Origin of the sequence: Rhodococcus sp. C-2 (genome assembly GCF_027854095.1) — a bacterium.
In the GTDB taxonomy this organism is placed as follows: domain Bacteria; phylum Actinomycetota; class Actinomycetes; order Mycobacteriales; family Mycobacteriaceae; genus Rhodococcus_F; species Rhodococcus_F qingshengii.
In genome coordinates this window covers 319,142-337,878 of sequence record NZ_JAQGFI010000002.1, presented here as the reverse complement: position 1 = coordinate 337,878, position 18,737 = coordinate 319,142, and the positions used below count along the sequence as shown (strand labels likewise).

General features: G+C 61.2%; 11 protein-coding genes. 6 read left to right on the top strand and 5 right to left on the bottom strand.

Annotated elements, in window-relative coordinates:
- Position 1 precedes the first annotated feature (1 nt).
- Genes recC through recD form a run of 3 tightly spaced genes read left to right on the top strand, consistent with a single transcriptional unit; the run spans position 2 to position 8,469 of the window.
- On the top strand, positions 2-3,283 hold the full coding sequence (gene recC / locus PCS43_RS05330; RefSeq protein WP_073512025.1) for an exodeoxyribonuclease V subunit gamma: 3,282 nt from the start codon (positions 2-4) through the stop codon (positions 3,281-3,283).
- Between the two features lie 3 nt (positions 3,284-3,286).
- Positions 3,287-6,604 (top strand): UvrD-helicase domain-containing protein, encoded by a 3,318-nt coding sequence (locus PCS43_RS05325; RefSeq protein WP_209911351.1) that lies wholly within the window; start codon positions 3,287-3,289, stop codon positions 6,602-6,604.
- Positions 6,601-8,469 carry an exodeoxyribonuclease V subunit alpha gene (gene recD / locus PCS43_RS05320; RefSeq protein ID WP_050656835.1) on the top strand — a complete coding sequence of 623 codons (1,869 nt, stop codon included), beginning with the start codon at positions 6,601-6,603 and terminating at the stop codon, positions 8,467-8,469. Before PCS43_RS05325 ends, recD begins: the two co-directional genes overlap by 4 nt.
- Positions 8,470-8,495: 26 nt before the next feature.
- On the opposite strand, the gene PCS43_RS05315 is transcribed toward recD, so the two are convergent.
- Both PCS43_RS05315 and PCS43_RS05310 read right to left on the bottom strand, forming a co-directional pair.
- Positions 8,496-8,864 (bottom strand): cupin domain-containing protein, encoded by a 369-nt coding sequence (locus PCS43_RS05315; protein WP_050656836.1) that lies wholly within the window; start codon positions 8,862-8,864, stop codon positions 8,496-8,498.
- 250 nt (positions 8,865-9,114) lie between these two features.
- Entirely contained in the window at positions 9,115-9,678 is a 564-nt protein-coding gene (locus PCS43_RS05310; RefSeq protein WP_007734140.1) for a TetR/AcrR family transcriptional regulator, read from the bottom strand.
- 98 nt (positions 9,679-9,776) lie between these two features.
- Between PCS43_RS05310 and PCS43_RS05305 the strand changes: the two genes are divergently transcribed.
- Positions 9,777-11,003 (top strand): metal-dependent hydrolase family protein, encoded by a 1,227-nt coding sequence (locus PCS43_RS05305; RefSeq protein WP_228232440.1) that lies wholly within the window; start codon positions 9,777-9,779, stop codon positions 11,001-11,003.
- Positions 11,000-11,872, top strand: coding sequence for an alpha/beta hydrolase (locus tag PCS43_RS05300; RefSeq protein ID WP_209911354.1), 873 nt, complete (start codon positions 11,000-11,002; stop codon positions 11,870-11,872). Before PCS43_RS05305 ends, PCS43_RS05300 begins: the two co-directional genes overlap by 4 nt.
- A 165-nt stretch (positions 11,873-12,037) precedes the next feature.
- Here PCS43_RS05300 and PCS43_RS05295 read toward each other — a convergent pair whose 3' ends face one another.
- Together PCS43_RS05295 and PCS43_RS05290 are read right to left on the bottom strand one after the other, a co-directional pair.
- Complete coding sequence (locus PCS43_RS05295; RefSeq protein WP_003945449.1) at positions 12,038-13,348, bottom strand: NAD(P)/FAD-dependent oxidoreductase; 1,311 nt, start codon at positions 13,346-13,348, stop codon at positions 12,038-12,040.
- 257 nt (positions 13,349-13,605) lie between these two features.
- Complete coding sequence (locus PCS43_RS05290) at positions 13,606-14,946, bottom strand: MFS transporter (protein WP_073512019.1); 1,341 nt, start codon at positions 14,944-14,946, stop codon at positions 13,606-13,608.
- A 401-nt stretch (positions 14,947-15,347) separates the two neighbouring features.
- Here PCS43_RS05290 and PCS43_RS05285 point away from each other — a divergent pair, with 401 nt between their 5' ends.
- A complete protein-coding gene (locus tag PCS43_RS05285; RefSeq protein WP_041814672.1) occupies positions 15,348-16,565 on the top strand; it encodes a PucR family transcriptional regulator in 1,218 nt (405 codons plus the stop codon).
- 641 nt (positions 16,566-17,206) lie between these two features.
- Here PCS43_RS05285 and PCS43_RS05280 read toward each other — a convergent pair.
- A complete protein-coding gene (locus tag PCS43_RS05280) occupies positions 17,207-18,631 on the bottom strand; it encodes an outer membrane protein assembly factor BamB family protein (RefSeq protein WP_073512018.1) in 1,425 nt (474 codons plus the stop codon).
- Positions 18,632-18,737: the final 106 nt, after the last annotated feature.

The following is an 18,737-nucleotide window of genomic DNA, read 5'->3' as shown; positions in this document are numbered from 1 at the left end:
ATTGCTGAAGTTGTACCGGGCCGAGCGTTCGGACACCTTGGTCTCGGCGTTGGCCACGCTCCTCCGTACCCCGCTGTCGGATCCATTCGCCAGGGAAACTGTTGCGGTGCCGGCCAAGGGCGTCGAGCGTTGGCTCAATCAGCGGCTGTCCTCCCAGCTAGGCACGTCCGGACCGTCAGCAGTGGACGGAATTTCTGCGAACATCGCGTTTCCTTCACCCGCGCGCCTGGTCGCGGAGTCCGTGGCCGCGGTCAGTGGAATCACGGCTGACGACGACCCATGGTCGCCGACGCGATTGGTGTGGACGGTTCTCGATGTGATCGACGAGTCCCTCGGCGAGCCCTGGTGCGGAGTCCTGGCGAAACATCTCGAAGGCCATCGTGAAGGTCGACGGTTTGCCTCCGCCACACATGTCACCGAACTCTTCCGCAGTTATGCCGCGCAACGCCCGCAGATGCTGATCGACTGGGCCGCCGGGCGGTTGACCGACGGACACGGATTGGCGCTGTCGGAGGATTTCGAATGGCAGGCACGTCTGTGGTGCATCGTCGCGGACAAGATCGACGTTCCGGGGCCCGCAGAGCGACTGGGGCAAGTGAGCCGCGCGCTGGTCGAGGACCCGGCCTTGGTCGACCTACCGGAACGTCTGTCGGTCTTCGGGCCGACCCGGCTGCCGGTCGATCAGCGAATGATCTTGAGCGCACTCAGTGCGAATCGGGACGTGCACATCTGGCTCCCGCATCCCAGCCCCGCGCTGTGGACCAAGATGAGCTCGCGCATGCAGCCTCGAAGTGAGAGCACGATCCGACGTTCGGAAGACGGGTCAGCGCTGATATCCGCCAATCCGTTGCTGTCGAGTCTTGCTCGCGACGTTCGTGAACTTCAGATCAGCCTCGGTGCCGCCGAGTTCGAGTCGGTGCATCTTCCCGAACCAGCCGGCCCGAAATCCCTCCTGGCGACGGTCAAAGCCGACGTCATCGCAGATCGTGCTCCCAGCGTTGCAGCGGAACCGGATGGGACAGTTCAGGTCCACGCTTGCCACGGGCCGGCACGGCAGGTCGAGGTGCTCCGCGAATGCTTGCTCCGATTGTTCGAGGACGACCCGACATTGCAGCCACGCGACGTACTCGTGATGTGCCCGGACGTCGAAACGTACGCACCCTTGGTTCGTGCTGCATTCGGGCAAGGCGTCCATGGCCACCCCGGGCATCTTCTTCGAGTAAGGCTGGCAGACCGCGGATTACGTCAGACCAATCCAGTCCTGGCCATTCTCGGCTCTCTCCTCGAATTGGCCGACGGCCGGGCCACAGCCAGTGAGGTTCTCGACCTGGCCGCGACCGAGCCTGTCCGCACACGTTTTTCGTGGGGCGACGACGAGTTGGAAAGACTGCGGGAATGGACGACGGAAGCGGGTGCTCGCTGGGGAATCGGTAGTCGGCAGCGTGCCACGTTCGGCCTCGACGCATTTCCGCAGAACACCTTCAACACCGCCATGGACCGAATCTTGTTGGGGGTCAGCGCGGACGAATCGGAAAATGCCTGGTTGGATCTCGCGCTACCACTCGATGACGTGGACGGCACAGACATCGACCTGACTGGACGTTTCGCAGAGTTCGTCGATCGCCTGGCCGTCTCGCTTCGCGATCTTGCCGGCCCACATTCACCGGCCGAATGGCTTCGTGTGCTGATGCGGGCCCTGGATCTGCTGACCGACACAGCGCCCGCAGATTCCTGGCAGAGCGCGGGGGCCCACCGCGAACTGGTAGCTGCTGTCGAATTCGGCGGAGAGACGGTGTTACGTCTGGCCGATGTTCGCGCGATGCTCTCGCGCAGCCTCGCGGGCAGACCGACGCGTGCCAACTTCCGAACCGGCGAACTGACGGTGTGCACGATGGTTCCGATGCGTTCGGTACCGCATCGCGTGGTCGTGCTGATCGGACTCGACGACGAGGTGTTCCCTCGAACCGGTGGAGTCGACGGCGACGACATCTTGTCCCGTGATCCCGTTGTGGGGGAGCGTGATCTGCGCAGTGAAGACCGGCAACTGCTTCTCGATGCCGTGATGTCTGCGGGCGAACATCTGATTCTGTTGTATACCGGTGCCGATCCGGTCACCGGTGTCGTCAGACCACCGGCGATCCCCCTCAGTGGCCTTCTCGACGTACTCAGTGCGACGGTGGGTCCGGAAGCGATCAACGGAGTGCTGACACGGCATCCGTTGCAATCGTTCGACAATCGAAACTTCGCGCCGAACAAGCCGTTCAGCTTCGACACGGCAGCGCTGGCCGGTGCGAGGGCTGCCTCCGGAACACCGGTCGAATTGCCGACAGTCTTGTCGGCCGAGCTACCCGAGGTGCATCCGAAGGAAGTGAACCTCGCAGACTTGGTGAACTTCCTGGTACATCCCGCGCGTGGTTTTCTGCGCCAACGCCTCGGCGTCCGGGTACCGGAACTCGACGACGACATCGCGGATTCGCTGGCAACCGAGCTCGATCCACTGTCCACCTGGGCTCTGGGTGACCGAATGCTTCTCTCGCGCTTGGCTGGACGCAGCTCGGCGGATTTCCGTGCAGCCGAGTGGCGCCGCGGTACTTTGCCGCCCTACAACCTGGGCGCCACGGTTCTGGGCAACGTCGAGTGGGTGGTAGACCAACTTGCCGGTCTTGCATTGCCACACCTCGAGGGCGATTCCGAGGCTGTCGACGTCGACATCGACCTCGGTGACGGGCGTCGTCTCACCGGAACGGTAACCGGTGTGCACGGCAATTCAGTGGTGGGAGCGTCGTATTCCTCACTGGCGCCTAAACATCGGATGACGGCCTGGATAAACCTGCTCGCCTTGAAAGCGCACGGACGACCCGGTGCGCTCGATGCAGTCTCGATCGGACGGGGTCGGGGAAAGATCGCAGCGGCACGGTCGGTGCTCGATGCGCCAGGCAATGCGGTCGAGATCCTGCAGCAACTGGTGGACCTACGCGAGCGGGGGCTGCAGCGTCCGTTGCCGATGTGGGCCGCTACTTCAGCCGAATATGCGCGCCGACGCTTTGGTGGCGAGTCGGTCGACGATGCGACAAACGGTGCGGACACCCAGTGGACCGGGCAGTACGGCGAGATGATCGATCCAAGCAACGCTTACGTTTTCGGAGAAGCTCGAACACTGGCGGAGTTGGCTGCGGATCCGCCGTCGGACGACGAATTCGTCTGGGCCGAGGAACCGACTCGATTCGGAGTTCTCGCCCGACGACTGTGGGATCCGTTGCTGACCAACGAAAGAGCGGAGTAACCCGTGGACTTCGATCTATTGGGGCCACTGCCTACCGGCACTACGGTGTTGGAAGCGAGCGCCGGAACTGGCAAGACCTACGCGATCGTCGGACTCGCGACCCGTTGTGTTGCCGAAGGTCTCGCCGACATATCGCAAGTTCTGCTGGTGACATTCAGTAGGGCCGCCACTCAGGAACTTCGTGAGCGTGCCAGGGAGAGGTTCGCGGGAGTGTCCGCCGCTCTGGTCGACCCGGAGGCGGCGAGGCGGTCGGATGATGATCTGGTGGCGTACCTCGCCACAGCTGACGACGAGGAGATCGGCGTGCGGCGTCGCCGACTCCTGCGCGCTCTCGCGGAGTTCGACGCCGGCACCATCACGACCACCCACAGTTTCTGTCAGAGGATGCTCGACGGGCTGGGCATCGCCGGGGAACGTGAACCGGACACAACTTTTGTGGAGTCGGTCGACGACCTGATCAGTGAGGTCGTCTCGGATTTGTACCTCAGCCGCTACAGCCGGACGGACTCGTCTCCACCGTTCTCCACGAAGGACGCGCTGGCCATCGCCCGAAGCGCAGTCGGCGATGGTCAGGCAATTCTCGAACCCGACGGCGAGGAGGAGACCGCACCCGGTCAGCGCGTCCTCTTCGCGGCTGCTGCTCGTGTCGAGGTCGAACGACGTAAGCGGACCAAAGGAATTCGCGACTTCAACGATCTGCTGACGCTGTTGCACGGTGTATTGACGGATCCGGAATACGGTCCCGTCGCGTGTCGTCGGGTGCGCGAAAAGTTCAAGGTTGTGTTGATCGACGAGTTCCAGGACACCGATCCGTTGCAGTGGGACATTCTGCGGTTGGCCTTCCACGGTCACACCACCCTGGTCCTGGTCGGTGATCCCAAACAAGCCATCTATGCGTTCCGCGGGGCAGAAGTCCTGAGTTATCTCGATGCGGTCGATCAGGCGGATGCGCACCAGGAGTTGACCACCAATTGGCGTAGCGACCCAGGGTTGTTGGCGGCACTCGAACACCTCTACGGTGGTGCCGCACTCGGCAACGAAGGCATCGTCGCGCATCCGGTGGAGGCTTCGCACAAGAAGTCTCGGTTGTTCGGCCCGGTGCCGATGCGTGTGCGCCATCTGCCCCGTACCGGAGCCGGACCGCTCAATCGTTCGGGATTTCCGGCCGTAGGCAGACTTCGCAGTCGCGTCGCGGACGACGTCGCAGCAGACGTGGTCGCGCTCCTGGGCGGCGATGCCCGCTTGGCAGTCGACGGTGTTCCACGCCCGGTCGAACCGGGAGACGTCGCGGTGTTGGTGCGCACCCACAAGCACGTGGCGATGATCCGCGATGCTCTCGATGCCGTCGGTGTACCTTCCGTTTTGACCGGAGGGTCCAGTGTTTTCGCGACACCCAGTGCGACCCAGTGGCTGTGGCTGTTGCAGGCGATCGAGCAGCCCCATCGCTCCGATCGTGTCCGGTTGACGGCCCTCTCACCAATTTTCGGGCGCACCGCCCAAGAACTGGACAAGGATGGCGACAACATCGTCGCGGAACTTGCCGGTCAACTGCGCTCCTATTCCGGGCTGTTCGCACGCGTCGGGTTTGCGGCTGTGTTCGAAAGAATCTCTGCCGAAACAAATCTGGAGAAGCGTGTACTCGCGGCCCCGTCCGGCGAACGAGATTTCACCGATCTGCGGCACGTCGCACAACTCCTCGGTCGCGTCGCGACCGAGGAAGCGTTCGGGTTGAGCGCACTGGTTCGCTGGCTTTCCGACCGGATCAAGGATCCGACGTCCGGGAGCGCGACCGACAGAAGCCGTCGCCTCGACAGTGACGCTGCCGCAGTGCAAATCGCTACGGTGCATGCCACCAAAGGGCTCGAGTTCCCGATCGTCTACGTCCCGTTCAGTTGGGAGAGCGTTGGCGGCTTCAACTCGCCGACGCAGCTGTTGCACGACCCGGAGGGACGCCGCATCCTCGACGTCGGCGGGCAGGAAGGCCCGGGGTACAACGCCAGAAAGACTGTTGCGGAGGCCGAAGAAGCGGGCGAAGAACTGCGGCTGCTGTACGTGGCGCTGACCCGGGCGCAGTGCCAACTCGTGCTCTGGTGGGCACCCAGCTACGGGACCTCCCGCTCGCCGCTGCACCGGTTGATGCTCGGACGTACACCCGGCATCGCCGAACCTGCTCGGGTAGTGAAGGTGCTCGACGACGGTACAACCGCAGCACGGCTCGCAACCTGGCCGGCAGCAGCGTCCGACGTGATCTCGGTGGAACCTGTTGGTCCCCATCCGCCCTCGCCCGTCCACTGGTCCAGAGCGGCTGCGGACGTGACCGAACTGGCCGCGGCGCGTTTCGATCGAGACCTGGACACTCTGTGGCGTCGTACGTCGTACTCGGCACTCACCGCCGGAGCGCACCACGCGGTCACGACCACGGGCAGTGAGGTCGAGGATCCCGAAAAAGACGACGAGCCAGAGGATTCCGTAGACCTCGAGAGCATTACCCCCTCGCCCCTGGAGGCGTTCCCTTCACCCATGAACGGACTTCCCGCGGGCGCCGCATTCGGCACGCTGGTGCATGAGGTGCTCGAGGTGGTGGACACGGCTGTGGCAGATCTGAGAGCGGAACTCGGGATGCGTTGCGCCGAGGCGGTCTCGGTACGGGCGGCCGAGGTCGACTCCGAAGCACTCGCGGATGCGCTGTATCTGGTGATGCAGACTCCCCTGGGATTCGGAACCTTGGCCACGATCGCGCCGAAAGATCGTCTTCCCGAACTCGATTTCGAACTCCCACTGGCCGGTGGCGACGATCCGGTGTCGATGAGTGTCACACTCCGCGGAGTATCGGAACTGTTGAGGCGCCACCTTTCCTCCGACGACATTCTGGCGTCGTACGCCGACTATCTGGACCGTGTCGAGACGTCACCGATGCGCGGATTCCTGACGGGCAGTATCGACGCAGTCTTGCGGATCCCGGGCCCGTCGTTCGTGATCGTCGATTACAAGACCAACCGGATCGGTCGCGGCGATCTGACGGCTGCCAGCTACACGCGTGAACTCATGGCGACGGAGATGATGCGCTCGCACTATCCGCTGCAGGCACTGCTGTATTCGGTTGCACTGCATCGGTATCTGCGGTGGCGCCTGCCCGACTACGATCCGCACCGTCATCTCGGGGGCGTGCAGTATCAATTCGTGCGTGGGATGCTCGGCCCGGACAGCCCGCCGGAATGCGGTGTCTTCGAATGGAAACCGCCTGCTCAGCTGACGGTTGAACTATCGGATCTGCTGGCCGGTCTTGATGCGTCCCACACAGTAGGGGAGAAGATTCGATGACCGAGGCGCAATTGGCGCAGCGCGCCAAAGGGATCGTGCGAATCTTCAACGAAGCCGGGGTTCTGGTTGCCGCCGATGTTCATGTCGCGACGAGAGTGTGCAGCCTGGGCGGTGAAACGTCGGACGAGGTGATGCTGGCCGCAGCGTTGGCGGTCCGCGCTGTGCGCTCAGGTTCGGTGTGCCTCGATCTGCAACGGATGCGTGATGTGAGCGTCGACAATGCGACGGAGGAGGAACTCACGTCGTTGCCGTGGCCCGAACCGTCGGAGATCGTTGCCGCCCTTCGGCTGAGCCCTCTGGTGATCGGCGGAAACGCCGGACCTCTCAGACCGCTCCGGTTGGTCGACACGGACGACGGTGAACTCCTCTACCTCGATCGATATTTTCTGCAGGAGCAGACGATTCGGCGAGTGCTCGACGAGCGGGCGTCCACGTGGCCGCCCGCCGACCTGAAAGCGGTCCGAACGCGGCTGGATTCGCTGTTCGTCGACGAGAACGGGCCGACCATCGCGCCGGATCGTCAACGGATAGCAGCTGCTCTCGCCGCGACACAGTGGACCACCGTCATCGCCGGTGGGCCCGGAACCGGCAAAACCCATACGGTCGCACGTATTCTCGCTCTCCTGTCGGAGGAATTGGGTTCGAATGCTCGCATCGGTCTGGCCGCACCGACGGGTAAAGCCGCAGCGCGGCTGCAGGAGTCCGTACGTGAGCAGACCGCGAGCCTTGGCCTTCCCGAAGAACTCGCGGCCATGACCCTGCACCGCCTACTCGGTTGGCAGCGGGGGAGTTCGAGTCGTTTCAAATACAATGCGACCAACAGACTTCCCTACGATGTGGTCGTCGTCGACGAGACGTCGATGGTCTCCCTCACGTTGATGGCGCGCCTGCTCGAAGCCGTTCGCCCCGATGCCCGGCTACTGCTCGTCGGCGATCCCGATCAGTTGACCTCAGTCGACGCGGGCGCTGTTCTTGCTGATCTTGTCGCCCGCCCGGTAAAGGTCAGTGGAAATCCGACGCTGACACAGTTGGTGGGTGACGATCTCACGGCCACTGGTTCCGAAGAGGCATTGAGTGCGGATGAACAGGATCGTCTGCGGGGCGGGATCATTCAACTCTCACGCGGGCGCCGCTTCGACGGAACCATCGCGTCGTTGGCCAGGGCAGTTCGAGCGGGAGATTCCGCTGAGGTTCTGCGTATCCTGCGCAGCGGTGATCCAGCCGTCTCCTTCCATTCGCCCGAGGATGTTGACGCATTGCGCGCCGACATCGTTGCGAGTTCAGAGGTGGTGACGGCGTCGGCCGAGGTGAGTGATGCGATCGGCGCGCTGAAAGGCTTGGAATCGCACCGCCTTCTGTGCGCCCACCGTGACGGACCGTACGGTGTCGGGAGGTGGGCGCAGCAGGCGATGGAGTGGGTCGGCACGGCATCAGGGCAATTCCTGGACCCGACGAGGTGGTATCCGGGCCAACCCCTGTTGGTGACGGCCAACGACTACGAGGCGAAGATCTACAACGGGGATGCCGGGGTGATCGTGCAGCGTGAGGATGGCGTGCCTATTGCCGCATTCCAGCGGGGCAGTGATGCGTTTCTGATTCACCCGAGCCAACTCTCGTCGGTGCAGACGGTTTACGCGATGACGATTCACCGGAGCCAGGGCAGCCAGTACGACACCGTATCGGTGATGTTGCCGGCCGAGGCGTCGTCACTGCTGACTCGGGAGTTGTTGTACACGGCGATCACTCGCGCCAGAAACCATGTGAGAGTAATCGGCACCGAGGATTCCGTGAGGGCGGGAGTGCAGCGACAGGTACTCAGGGCAAGTGGGCTGCGTCGGGAGATCCGTCCGTACGACGGGCCGTGAAAGTCGGATGTTGCGGATTCTCTTGGTCATTCGTTGTATACGACGAACACCTTGCGTACGGTCTCGGTGACCGTCCACGTACCCTTCCATCCGGTTGGGAAGATTGCACTCGTACCGGCAACGAGATGTACGGGATCGCCGTCGTCCTCCTCCACGGTCATGGCGCCGGAGACGATGGTGATGATCTCGCCGCGGGTGAGGAACTCCCACCGCGACTTTCCCGGTTCGCTCTCCCAGACTCCGGATTGAATGCGGCCGTCGTCACTGGTGAACTCGACATCTGCACGAGTGATGATGTCTCCGCCGAGTGGCTCTGCACTGGGTTGGCCGAGCAGTGCTTGCTGGAAGATCCCACTTGCGCTGTTCAACTCTGCGGCACGGAAGGTAATGGTCACAATTCAATCCTGACTTTCGAAACTCATGTGAATCATCGGACTTGTCGATGATGTCGTGTGTCTGCTGAGCCGGGATACATTCACTTGTCGCATCTTTCGGCGTTTCGCTCGTACAGATGTCGAAAGGGTGATCGACCATCATTCAACCGGGGTTCAGAGACCCGTCTCACGCCGAAACATGCCCGAGCCCAGGGAAAACGCCCCCGCGCCGGTGATCTCGAACGGGGGTGATCGGTTGTGTATGAGGGGTTTACGTGGTGGACGCTGTCAACGAGGTGATGAAGCGCTCGGCGGCCGCGTCGACCTCGGCGTCGGGGGTGAGCAACCTCTGCAGCAACAGTCCTCGCAGACATGCGGTTGCGATGATGCTCTGCTGCTTTGCGTCCACCATTGTGAACCCTTCGCGGAGGGCCGCCGCTTCGAGGAGGTGCGCCAAATCGTCGAGGTCGGCGGCGAAATCTTGAAATGCTTTGTGCTCGTACACCGCAAGTCCGGCCAGGTGAAAAAAGGTGCGGCTTCGATCTTCGTGCTCGGCGTTCGAGTAGAAGGTCCAGATCGCCCTGCACAGGGCCGCGAACCCGAGATCCTTGCCCATCGCGGCGATGACGAGGTTGTCACGGCGGCGAGCTTCCGACAGTACGGCGCTGAGGAGTCCCGGTCGTGATCCGAAGTGATAGGTCAGCAGCGTGTGGTGCACTCCGAGTCGCTCCGCTACTTGGCGCATCGACAGCTTCGGGCTTGGGCCGGTTTCACCGAACTCGTCGAACAGCGCCTGTAACAGTCGCTCTCGACCCTCCCCAACCGGCGATCTCACGCTACCTCCATTGACGGGTTCACCACTGTTGAGTACGGTACCGCATATCGAATTCACCAGTGTTTAGGAGAGTGGTTTCCAATGCTCGGGAGGTCCCTTTGACTGACGTATGGTTTGCCGGCGGCATGGTCGCGGATGGATCGGGCACCGACCCGGTCGAAGTCGACGTGTGCGTGAGTGGCGGCATTGTCACCGCGATCGGACAGGCGCCGTCGGGTTCGACGACAGTTGACTTGGACGGCATGCTTCTGACTCCGGGGCTGATCGATGCTCATGTGCACCTGGGTATTTCGAGTCCGATCCGAAGGCAATTCGGGTTTGAGCTCTCGGCAGCCGAACTGGCTGCGGGCATCTTCGCCACTGCGGGCGATGCCCTCGACGCGGGCTTCACCACGGTGCGAGACGTCGGTGGCATCGACGGCGGAGTCGTCGACGTTATCGCGAGCGGCAAGGTGCGTGGTCCGCGTGTCCTCTCGTGCGGTCCTGTGCAGTGCCAGACCGGTGGACACGGCTACTACGGGGCCGCGTGGGAGCCGACCGAGCTGTGGAACATGCACCACATTCCCGGGCTCTGCGCCTTGTCCTTGATGTCGGGTAATGCCGACGAGCTACGACGCAATGTGCGCGAGTCGTTCCGCCGAGGTGCAACATTTCTGAAACTGTGCGTCACCGGCGGTGTCGTCGGAGGCCATGACAGCCTCACCGACACACAGTTCACCGTCGAGGAAATCTCCGTGGCAGTGGAAGAAGCAGCGTCGCGCGGCACCTACGTCACGGTGCACGCGCACAACAATGCGGGCATTCGCAACGCGGTGCGAGCCGGTGTCCGGTGCGTGGAACACGGCACCGACATCGATGCGGAGACGGCCCAGCTGATGCGCGAGCATGACGTGGCTCTGGTCCCTACCTTCGCCGTGGTCGAGCAGTTGGCGGACACCGAGAGCATGGACCTGGACCCGGCAATACGAGAGCGTGCAGCCGGAGTGCGTCAACGCATGGCCAGAGCGCTCGAGGCCTCTCGCGCAGCAGGCCTGAGGATCGGCCTGGGCTCGGACCTCATCGGGCCGCACCAAAAGCACCGAGGTGAGGAGTTGCACTTGCGCGCGGAGTTGGAGTCGCCGATGCATGCACTCGTTTCGGCCACCAGCGTCAATGCCGACATTCTCGGTATCGGGGAAAGCGTCGGGACGATCCGCGTCGGTATGCAGGCGGACATGGTTGCCTGGCAGCAAGACCCACTCCGAGACGCAAAGGTGTTCGCCGATCCGGACATGGCTGTTCTCGTCGTGAAGTCCGGAAATATCGTCAAGGGAGACGTTCGATGAGCGCAATGCTGCACGGATGCTTTGCAGACACGGAGTACTTCGAAATCACGGCGAAGTCGGGACACAGCTACGGCGTCTGGGTGACCACACCCCCCGGCTACGCGGACTCCATGGATCCCTTACCGCTGATCTACGTGATGGACGGCAACTGGGCTGTAGGTCTTACCGCCCCGCTCATCGTCACGCAGGCAGACCCGTACCTGACGGTCGCCCCGTACATCCAGGTCAGCGTCGGATATGCCGGTGAGGAAGCTGCCAACTGGGCACGGCTCCGCAACCGCGATCTCGTGCCGCCTGGGGAACCGGTAGGCGAAGAAATGATGGCTACTCTCGCCGCTGCTCGCGACTCGGGTGCAATGACCCAGGCGTACGTGGACGCCTACCTCGAGGAGCTGGCAGACACCCACGGGGACGTCTTCCTCGACTTCCTGACCAACGAACTCCACCCTCGCCTGTACTCGTCGGAGCTACGTGTCAGCGAGTCCGGGCACGGGCTCTTCGGGTACTCGTACGGAGGACTTTTCGCTCTCTACGCATGGCTGCGCGACGCGGCCCCATTCGCGACCTTCGGTGCGGGTAGTCCCGGAGTTGTGAACGCCGACAGCCAGATCCACACACTGGTCGAGGCACTGCCCGAGCGTGGCGCGGGCTCAGTTGTTCCGCAGCTGCACGTCACGCTGAACGAAGCCGAACTGACTGGACCCATTCCGATCTATCGCGGACTGTCACGCAACGTTCTCGCCGTCGTGGAGCAGTTGCATGGCAAGGGACGGTCGCAGGATGTTTCGACCGCGTTGTTGCACGAGACGCACGTAACCGGGCTGCAGGCATCGTTCCTGAGCTACTTGAAAAAATGCCATGCACGGTAGCTGTTCGTCCCGGCGACGATGTGCACGCTGACACGTTCGACGGGCGATTTTCCGTAGACGCCGTTGAAGGAGAAGTCGGCTGTGGGTGTCCACCACGTGGTGGACACCCACAGCCGTGTCTATTCAGTTGTCGCGGCTATCGATTCTCCAAGCCGGACAACACTTCTAACCCATGACGGTCCCGGTCGACTCGGCATTGGGTGCCCGAAGGCGGGAGAATGCGCCGAGGTCGATTTCGAGCCCGGTGTGCATCCCGACATAGGTCAGGGGATCAGCGTCGTGATCGTGTCCAGCTTCCACCTGGTCGATGATCCTGGACATGAGGCGCCCAGCGATGGGCGCATTTTTGAATTGGTTCCCGCTGGTGCCCATGGCGACGTAGAAACCTTGCCTGTCTGTCTTGTCATAGATCGGGGTCCAGTCGGATGCTGCGTCGTACACGCCGGCAATACCTTTCGGTTGTGACGGGACCTCCAGGGTGGGGAAACGCCTGGCGGCGCGGAAAACCTGCGCTTCGAACCGGGCAACAGTGCGATTCGGGTTGGCGGTATCAGGATCGTCGATCCACTCGAGCGGATCGCAATCCGGTTCGGTTCCGCCGACAAGGAAACCGTTTCCAGGTTCGGCTCGCATGTAGGTTCCGAGATCCAAATCGGCGATCATCGGGCCGAGGATCTCGTCGTCGTTGTAGCCAGTGGGTGCGGTGACGTGATGAACTTCCTGGCGCAAGGGCCGAACCGAAACCTTGAAGTCGGCCCCGACGTTCGACAGCTTGTTGAACGCTCCTGACCAGGGGCCGGCGGCATTGACGACAATCTTGGATTTCACACTTTCCCCGTCGTCGAGCCCTAGCTGCCAGATGCCGTCAGGCAACTGCTCGACTGCCACTACACGCGTGTTGTATGCGAAAACCGCACCGTGCGAACGTGCTGCCGCAGCAAGATTCGCGGCAGCCAGTTGCGGGTCGTCGACGAACCCCGCCTGAGGTGTGTACAGCGCGCCGAGCGTGGTTTCGGCATCTGCGAAGAAGGACTCCGAGTCGACTGGCTTCGGAGGATAGTATTTGCCGGCGTCGATACCGGGAATCTTCTCGACGAGTGTCGTTGCGTCCCAAAGCTGGTAATCGATTCCTATCTTCTCGAATAATCCGATCGTGCGCGCGTGGGGCGCGACGTCGACATCGAGCAGTGCCATCCCGCATTGCCGAAACTTCGCAAGCGCGCCGTCGACTGTCGCGTTGAGATGCTCGTTCCAGTTTTGCCAGCAATGCAGCGACTCCCAAGCCGCAGCCATACCGTCGAATGTGGAGTAGTTGAACCGGATAACCGCACTGGATGCACTGGTCGAGCCGTAGCCCGGACCACCAGACTTGTCGATGACCAGGACTTCGTAACCTCGAGCGGCCAGTTCGTAGGCGATGGAGCTGCCGATCACTCCAGCTCCGACCACAACTGCATCGGTCTTGTCGGTAGGCACTTTCGGCCTCTCTTTCTACTGATGGCTTTGCCGGATCGAAAGCACAGCTGTTCGATCCGGCAAGCTTGGGTTCTGGTAATTCCGACGCCGTCGACTTCCTCTGGAGAGCTTCATCCCGACTTCTCGGATTCGGCTCTGTCTTAATGAATTTGGCACCTGAAAGTCCAGAGGTGTTCGTCGTCCTCAACTCTCTCGTGGCGGCCATCGGAACGCTATCGACAGCTGCGCAAAAAATCACAGCCGTGGCGCGTCCGTTGTCAGAAATGTTTCGTCGGGCTGCCCTGCGTGGCAGACCAGTTTTTCGTTTCCGGAATCCCTCGCCACAGAATGGGAAGTGCGATCAAAGCGATGGCGGTCGCGTAGAAGGCAGGCGACAGATCGCTTCCAGTGGCGTTGACCAGTGCTGCGCACACCAGCGGCGCAGTTCCTGCAAAGAGCGCATATGCGATGTTGTAGGGGATTGCCGTGCCGGTGAATCGAGCATGCGTCGGCATCATTTCGAGGATTACGAGCAAAGCGGACGCGAGTAAGGAAAGCGCGATGACCAGAGCAGCCAGTGCAATGGCAATCGCGAAAATGTTTCCGGTACCGATGAGCATGTAGCTGGGCACCGAGACGAAAACTGACATCACCATGCCGATTCTGACGAGTGGCCTCCGGCCGATTCGGTCGACTGTGGCGCCGAAGAAGATGAACAGCGGTACTGCGAGAACCAAAGCGCCGGTTGTCATCAGCAGTGCAACCGTGCTCGGAACATCGGCTGAGAGAACCAGAAATGTCGGCATGTAGCCGAGCAGCATATGAGTAACGACACCGAGCGAGGCGAAGTACACGAAGGACGTGAGCAGAGTCCGCCAGTGATTGCGGAACAGATCTGCGAGTGGGCGGGTTGGAAGGGAATCGTTTTCTTGCATTTCCTTGAACGCCGGAGTCTCCTCGACGGCAAGCCTCATGAACAGGCCCACCATGGCGACAACGCCTCCGATGATGAACGGCCAACGCCATCCTCCGTCGGCGAAGTGCTCAGCGCCGACCGAGCTGAATGACAAGACTGTGACCGTGGCCAAGATACTGCCGACGAACGACGAAGAGCTGATAATCCCCGCGTACAAGCCTCGGCGGTGAGACGGCGCATGCTCGACGACGAAGGTTGCCGCTCCGGTGTATTCGCCGCCGGCCGAGAATCCTTGAACCAATCGGCACAGCAGCAGCAACAGCGGTGCTGCAACACCGATCGAAGCGTACGTCGGTAGGAGACCGATTGCCGCTGTCGAGCAGCCCATGAGCGTAATTGCCAGGGACAATGATCTCCGTCGGCCGAGGCGGTCACCAAGCCGTCCGAAGAATATGCCGCCGGCAGGTCTGGCCAAGAAGGCGACTCCGTAAAGAGCGAAGGTGGCAAGCAGTGCGCCACTGCCGAACTCCGGAGGGAAGAACACTGTCGCGAGAACTGCGGCAGTGAAGCCGTAGATCGTGAAATCGAACCATTCGACGATGTTGCCTGTCGCCCCGGCGATCAGGGCCCTACGGCGCGCCGATCGACGTCCAGGTGACGTCTCGGTTTGATGCTCTACAGGAGCATTTGCTGTGCCGGTCATGATGATTCCTCTCGGGATATGCTGAATGGCAACGGCTTTGCGATATCACGGTCACCGATGTCATTCGAGGTATTCGACATTGAAAGAGGTCGGTGGGATTCGATGTTGAACTGGCGACCGAAGGTCGTTTGTCGATTTCGGGTCGGAGGCGACTTCGTCTGAGGGAGATCGTGCCGGCCGGCCTCGCTCCCCATTACGCAAATCCCACGGCTGCAACAGATCTCGTCACTGCCACTTCTGCCGGTTTGCGGACCGAGTGAAGACGTCACGGGTCTCGGGTGCTTGGCATGAAGCGAGCCTATGGTGCGAAAGTTAGTTGCATCACTGTCATGTGTTCAATCTTCTACGTAGAAATTTGGGCATATGTTGCAAACCGGAGAGGGGGCTCGTACAGTTCGACCATGGTCGGAGAACTGCAGCATTTGGTGGACACTACCGGGCGCCGACTGGACCGTTCCGTTGCGATCGATGATGTACAGATTCGTCTGCTCGCGTACAACTCGCATGACAGTGCCGTCGATTCAGTCAGAATGAATTCCGTTCTACAGCGGAATGTTTCACGCGAGATCGTAGACTTCATCTACGCGAGTGGAGGCCGTGAAGCCCTCGATCTCTTCACTGTTCCCGTCAACGAAGAACTAGGGCTGACCCTTGGCCGGGTCGGGATGCCGATCCGGTACCGCAATGCGCTGCTGGGCTTCGTCTGGCTGTTGACTTCAGAGGGCGAAGTTGACGAGGATCAAGCCGAGGTCTTGAGGCGCACGGCTGATGCGGCAGCGATGATCCTCCACCGCGAACAGTTGCTGGACGAGTTGTCCCGAAGTCGGGAGCGGGAACTTACTCGAGACGTCCTGTCGGGCGAGCGGTCGCTGCGCGAGGACGCGGCAAACAGGTTGGCCGAGGAGGGCTTGTTGGCTGCGGGTCCAGCAGTCGTGGTCACTGTGTTGCTCCGTCCTGGCGACCAGTCGACATTGACCGAAAGAGATCGTCTGAGTGTTGCCGTCGGCGTCGATCAGCTTCGTCGGAGGCTCCCGCGGAACAGTGCAATCCAACTCGACCGCCCCGACCACAGTCTGTTGATCGTATCGGTGGCCGAACGCTCGACTCAAACCCATCTGGACTCGCTGATCGTGGCAGCCCGGGAGCGAGTCTTGTCTGAAAGTGGGCGCCAGAACATCGAATGTTGGGTCGGTATCGGTGAACCGCGAACCTCGGTTGCGGATGTGCGCGAATCCTACGAAGAGTCCAGACGTTCCGCAGATGTGGCCCAGGTCGTCAAGGTGCTCGGAAATGTTGTGCGTTATCGGGATCTCGGCGTCTACGGACTTCTGGCCGAACTGTCGGAGGATCGACTCGAGAACAGTATTCACTCAGGTTTGCAGTCCTTGCTCAGCCATGAGGACTCGAAAAGTGAGGCTCTTCTCGCGACGCTGGAGAGCTTTTTGGACAATGCCGGTGACGTAAAGCGAACGTCAGAGGCGCTCTGTGTGCATCGAGGGAGCTTGTACTATCGCTTGCGGCGAATTCAGGAGATAACACGAGCAGACTTGGCAAACGGCGACGACCGGTTGGCCTTGCATTTGAGCCTGAAAGTCGCGCGGCTGTTGGATCTCCGATGATCCCGATCCGAGAAGAGGGGACTGCGGAAGAATCCAGCGGCTCAACGTAGTTGGCGGCTTTCGATCGTCAAGCATGATGGTTCTGGGGTGGGAAAGGAAGCGCGTCGTACATCGGCCGGGGTGGGTTGGCTTGACCTGCTGAGACGTTCATACGTTTGATCGGGCACCTTCTATCCTCCTGTCGGCAGATGCGGCGGAGTGCAACTTTTTCGGGCATTGAAAGTGCAGAATCGTCCAGATGGGTGTCGAGCTGCGTGAAGAACGCGCGTTTTTGCAAACCGAAATGACGACGAATTTGGTCTGAGTTCGGTCCCCCGGTACGCAGATGTTTGCGCGCAAACTGGACTATTTGTTGCCGACTGCAAATTGGGGATTTCGCGACCATCCCGTTGGCTCCCTTTACGGTTGGATTGGATCAGATACCTGAGTCGGTGCGATTTTTTCGCACCCCTTCACTGCAGGTCTGGTCTGATCTTTCCGAAATTGGAGTCGCGGAGATATATGCAGTTGTTCGAGATCGTTCCCCCGAAATTGAACAAACGCGCCAGACTGGATTGTGGCCATTGATGCTGCACGTCTAGCCATTTGCTTGCTGCTGAACTGGCTGGTCAGTACGACACGGTATCGGTGATGTTGCCGGCCTAACGCCAAACGGTGAAATGGTTCTGCCAGGAGAACGACACGTTTTTGCCGGCATTCGAGACGACGACTCCGCGTGGATCAACTTCTGGGGGAAGGGGAACCGACCACGTCATCTTTCCGTCGCGAGCCCGGATCGAATGCATGCCGGTGTAGTCGCTGAAGACGAAGTGGTCGCCATCGGTTACCCCGCTGCGAACCCAGTACGCGTCTTGCCAGGGTGTTTGCCACAACTGTCGGCCACTCTCGACGTCGAGACCCGAGATTGTGCGAGTCTCGGGAGACGTGACCAGGATTGTTTTTCCTACCACCGCGGCGATGGCGCTTCCTGTCCCGGCCGTCGCGGTGTTGACGATTTGTGAACTGCGCCAGAGTTCGTCACCCGACTCCGGATCGTAGGCGCCGTCGCCGAGAAACATCGGCACCGCCGTCGAAGGCTTACTTGGGTAGGACGACGATGAGTACGAGGGAATCGGTATCGCACGAATCGTGGATCCGTCGGAAGCCAAGAGGTTTTGGGTTCCGGCATATCCCGACCGGCCGCCGACACTGGTGAGGAACAATCCGTTCCCGGTAGGGACAAGCGAATCGCCCTCGAATCGGAATCGTTCGGCGCCGGACTGCAGATCGTAGATTCGATAGCGGTACTGCGGGTCCCCGCCGTCGCCCTGTTCCATCGCAATGACAGTGTCGGTGTGAGGGACCGTGTAGACGGCTCCGAACTTCTCACTTGGTTCGAAGGTACGCACGAAGTTGGCCGTCAAATTGGTTGTGGTGCCGCTGGCAAGAATTCGTGTTCGAACCGTTCCGTCCATCCTTTCGCCGGACGTGTACACGGTGTCTCCGGCGATGGTGGCGCCATTGAGATCGAAGTCGGTTCCGAGGTCGGACATCAGAGTTCCGGTCGCAGTATCGACAAAGATCATCCGTCGATCGCCCCAGCAAACGATGATCGTGGATTCGTTCTGCTGACTGCACTGGCCGATGATTCCGCCGATTCGCGTTTTCCACAGCGGACTTCCGTCGTCGGGATTCACCCCGACGAGTGTGACGGCACCGACTCCCTGACTCGACGAAGACTCGTCGGTCTTGGGAAGCGGATAAGCAGTCGCGGCCACCAGCACGTCACCGACTTGGTACGTGTTGCCGTAGCCGTAGTAGCCATCGAGCGTGGAAGGCATCGACAGCAGCACGTCCCCGGGGTTGTCCGTGAGCGCTCGGACATCGAGTTCCCAGGCTTGTTGCGGAGGATCGGAGAGGTCTACGTTGACAACGCCTTGCTCGACGATCGGACCGCCTGTCTTCTGCTTCGGCCATGCCGCATCACTGGAGTCGGAGATTACCGATACGACGATGAACGCGATCGCCACGAGCAATGCCAGTCCGAGTGCGACCAGTTTCCAATGTTCCTTCAACCGAAGCTGCATCGAAAGACCGTAACCGATCGATCAAACTGATCGGTTCGTTTCGCGGAGGGCCGGCACGATGTCGATCGCGAGATCGAGCCCACGTGCTCGGTGTGACGAAGTGTGG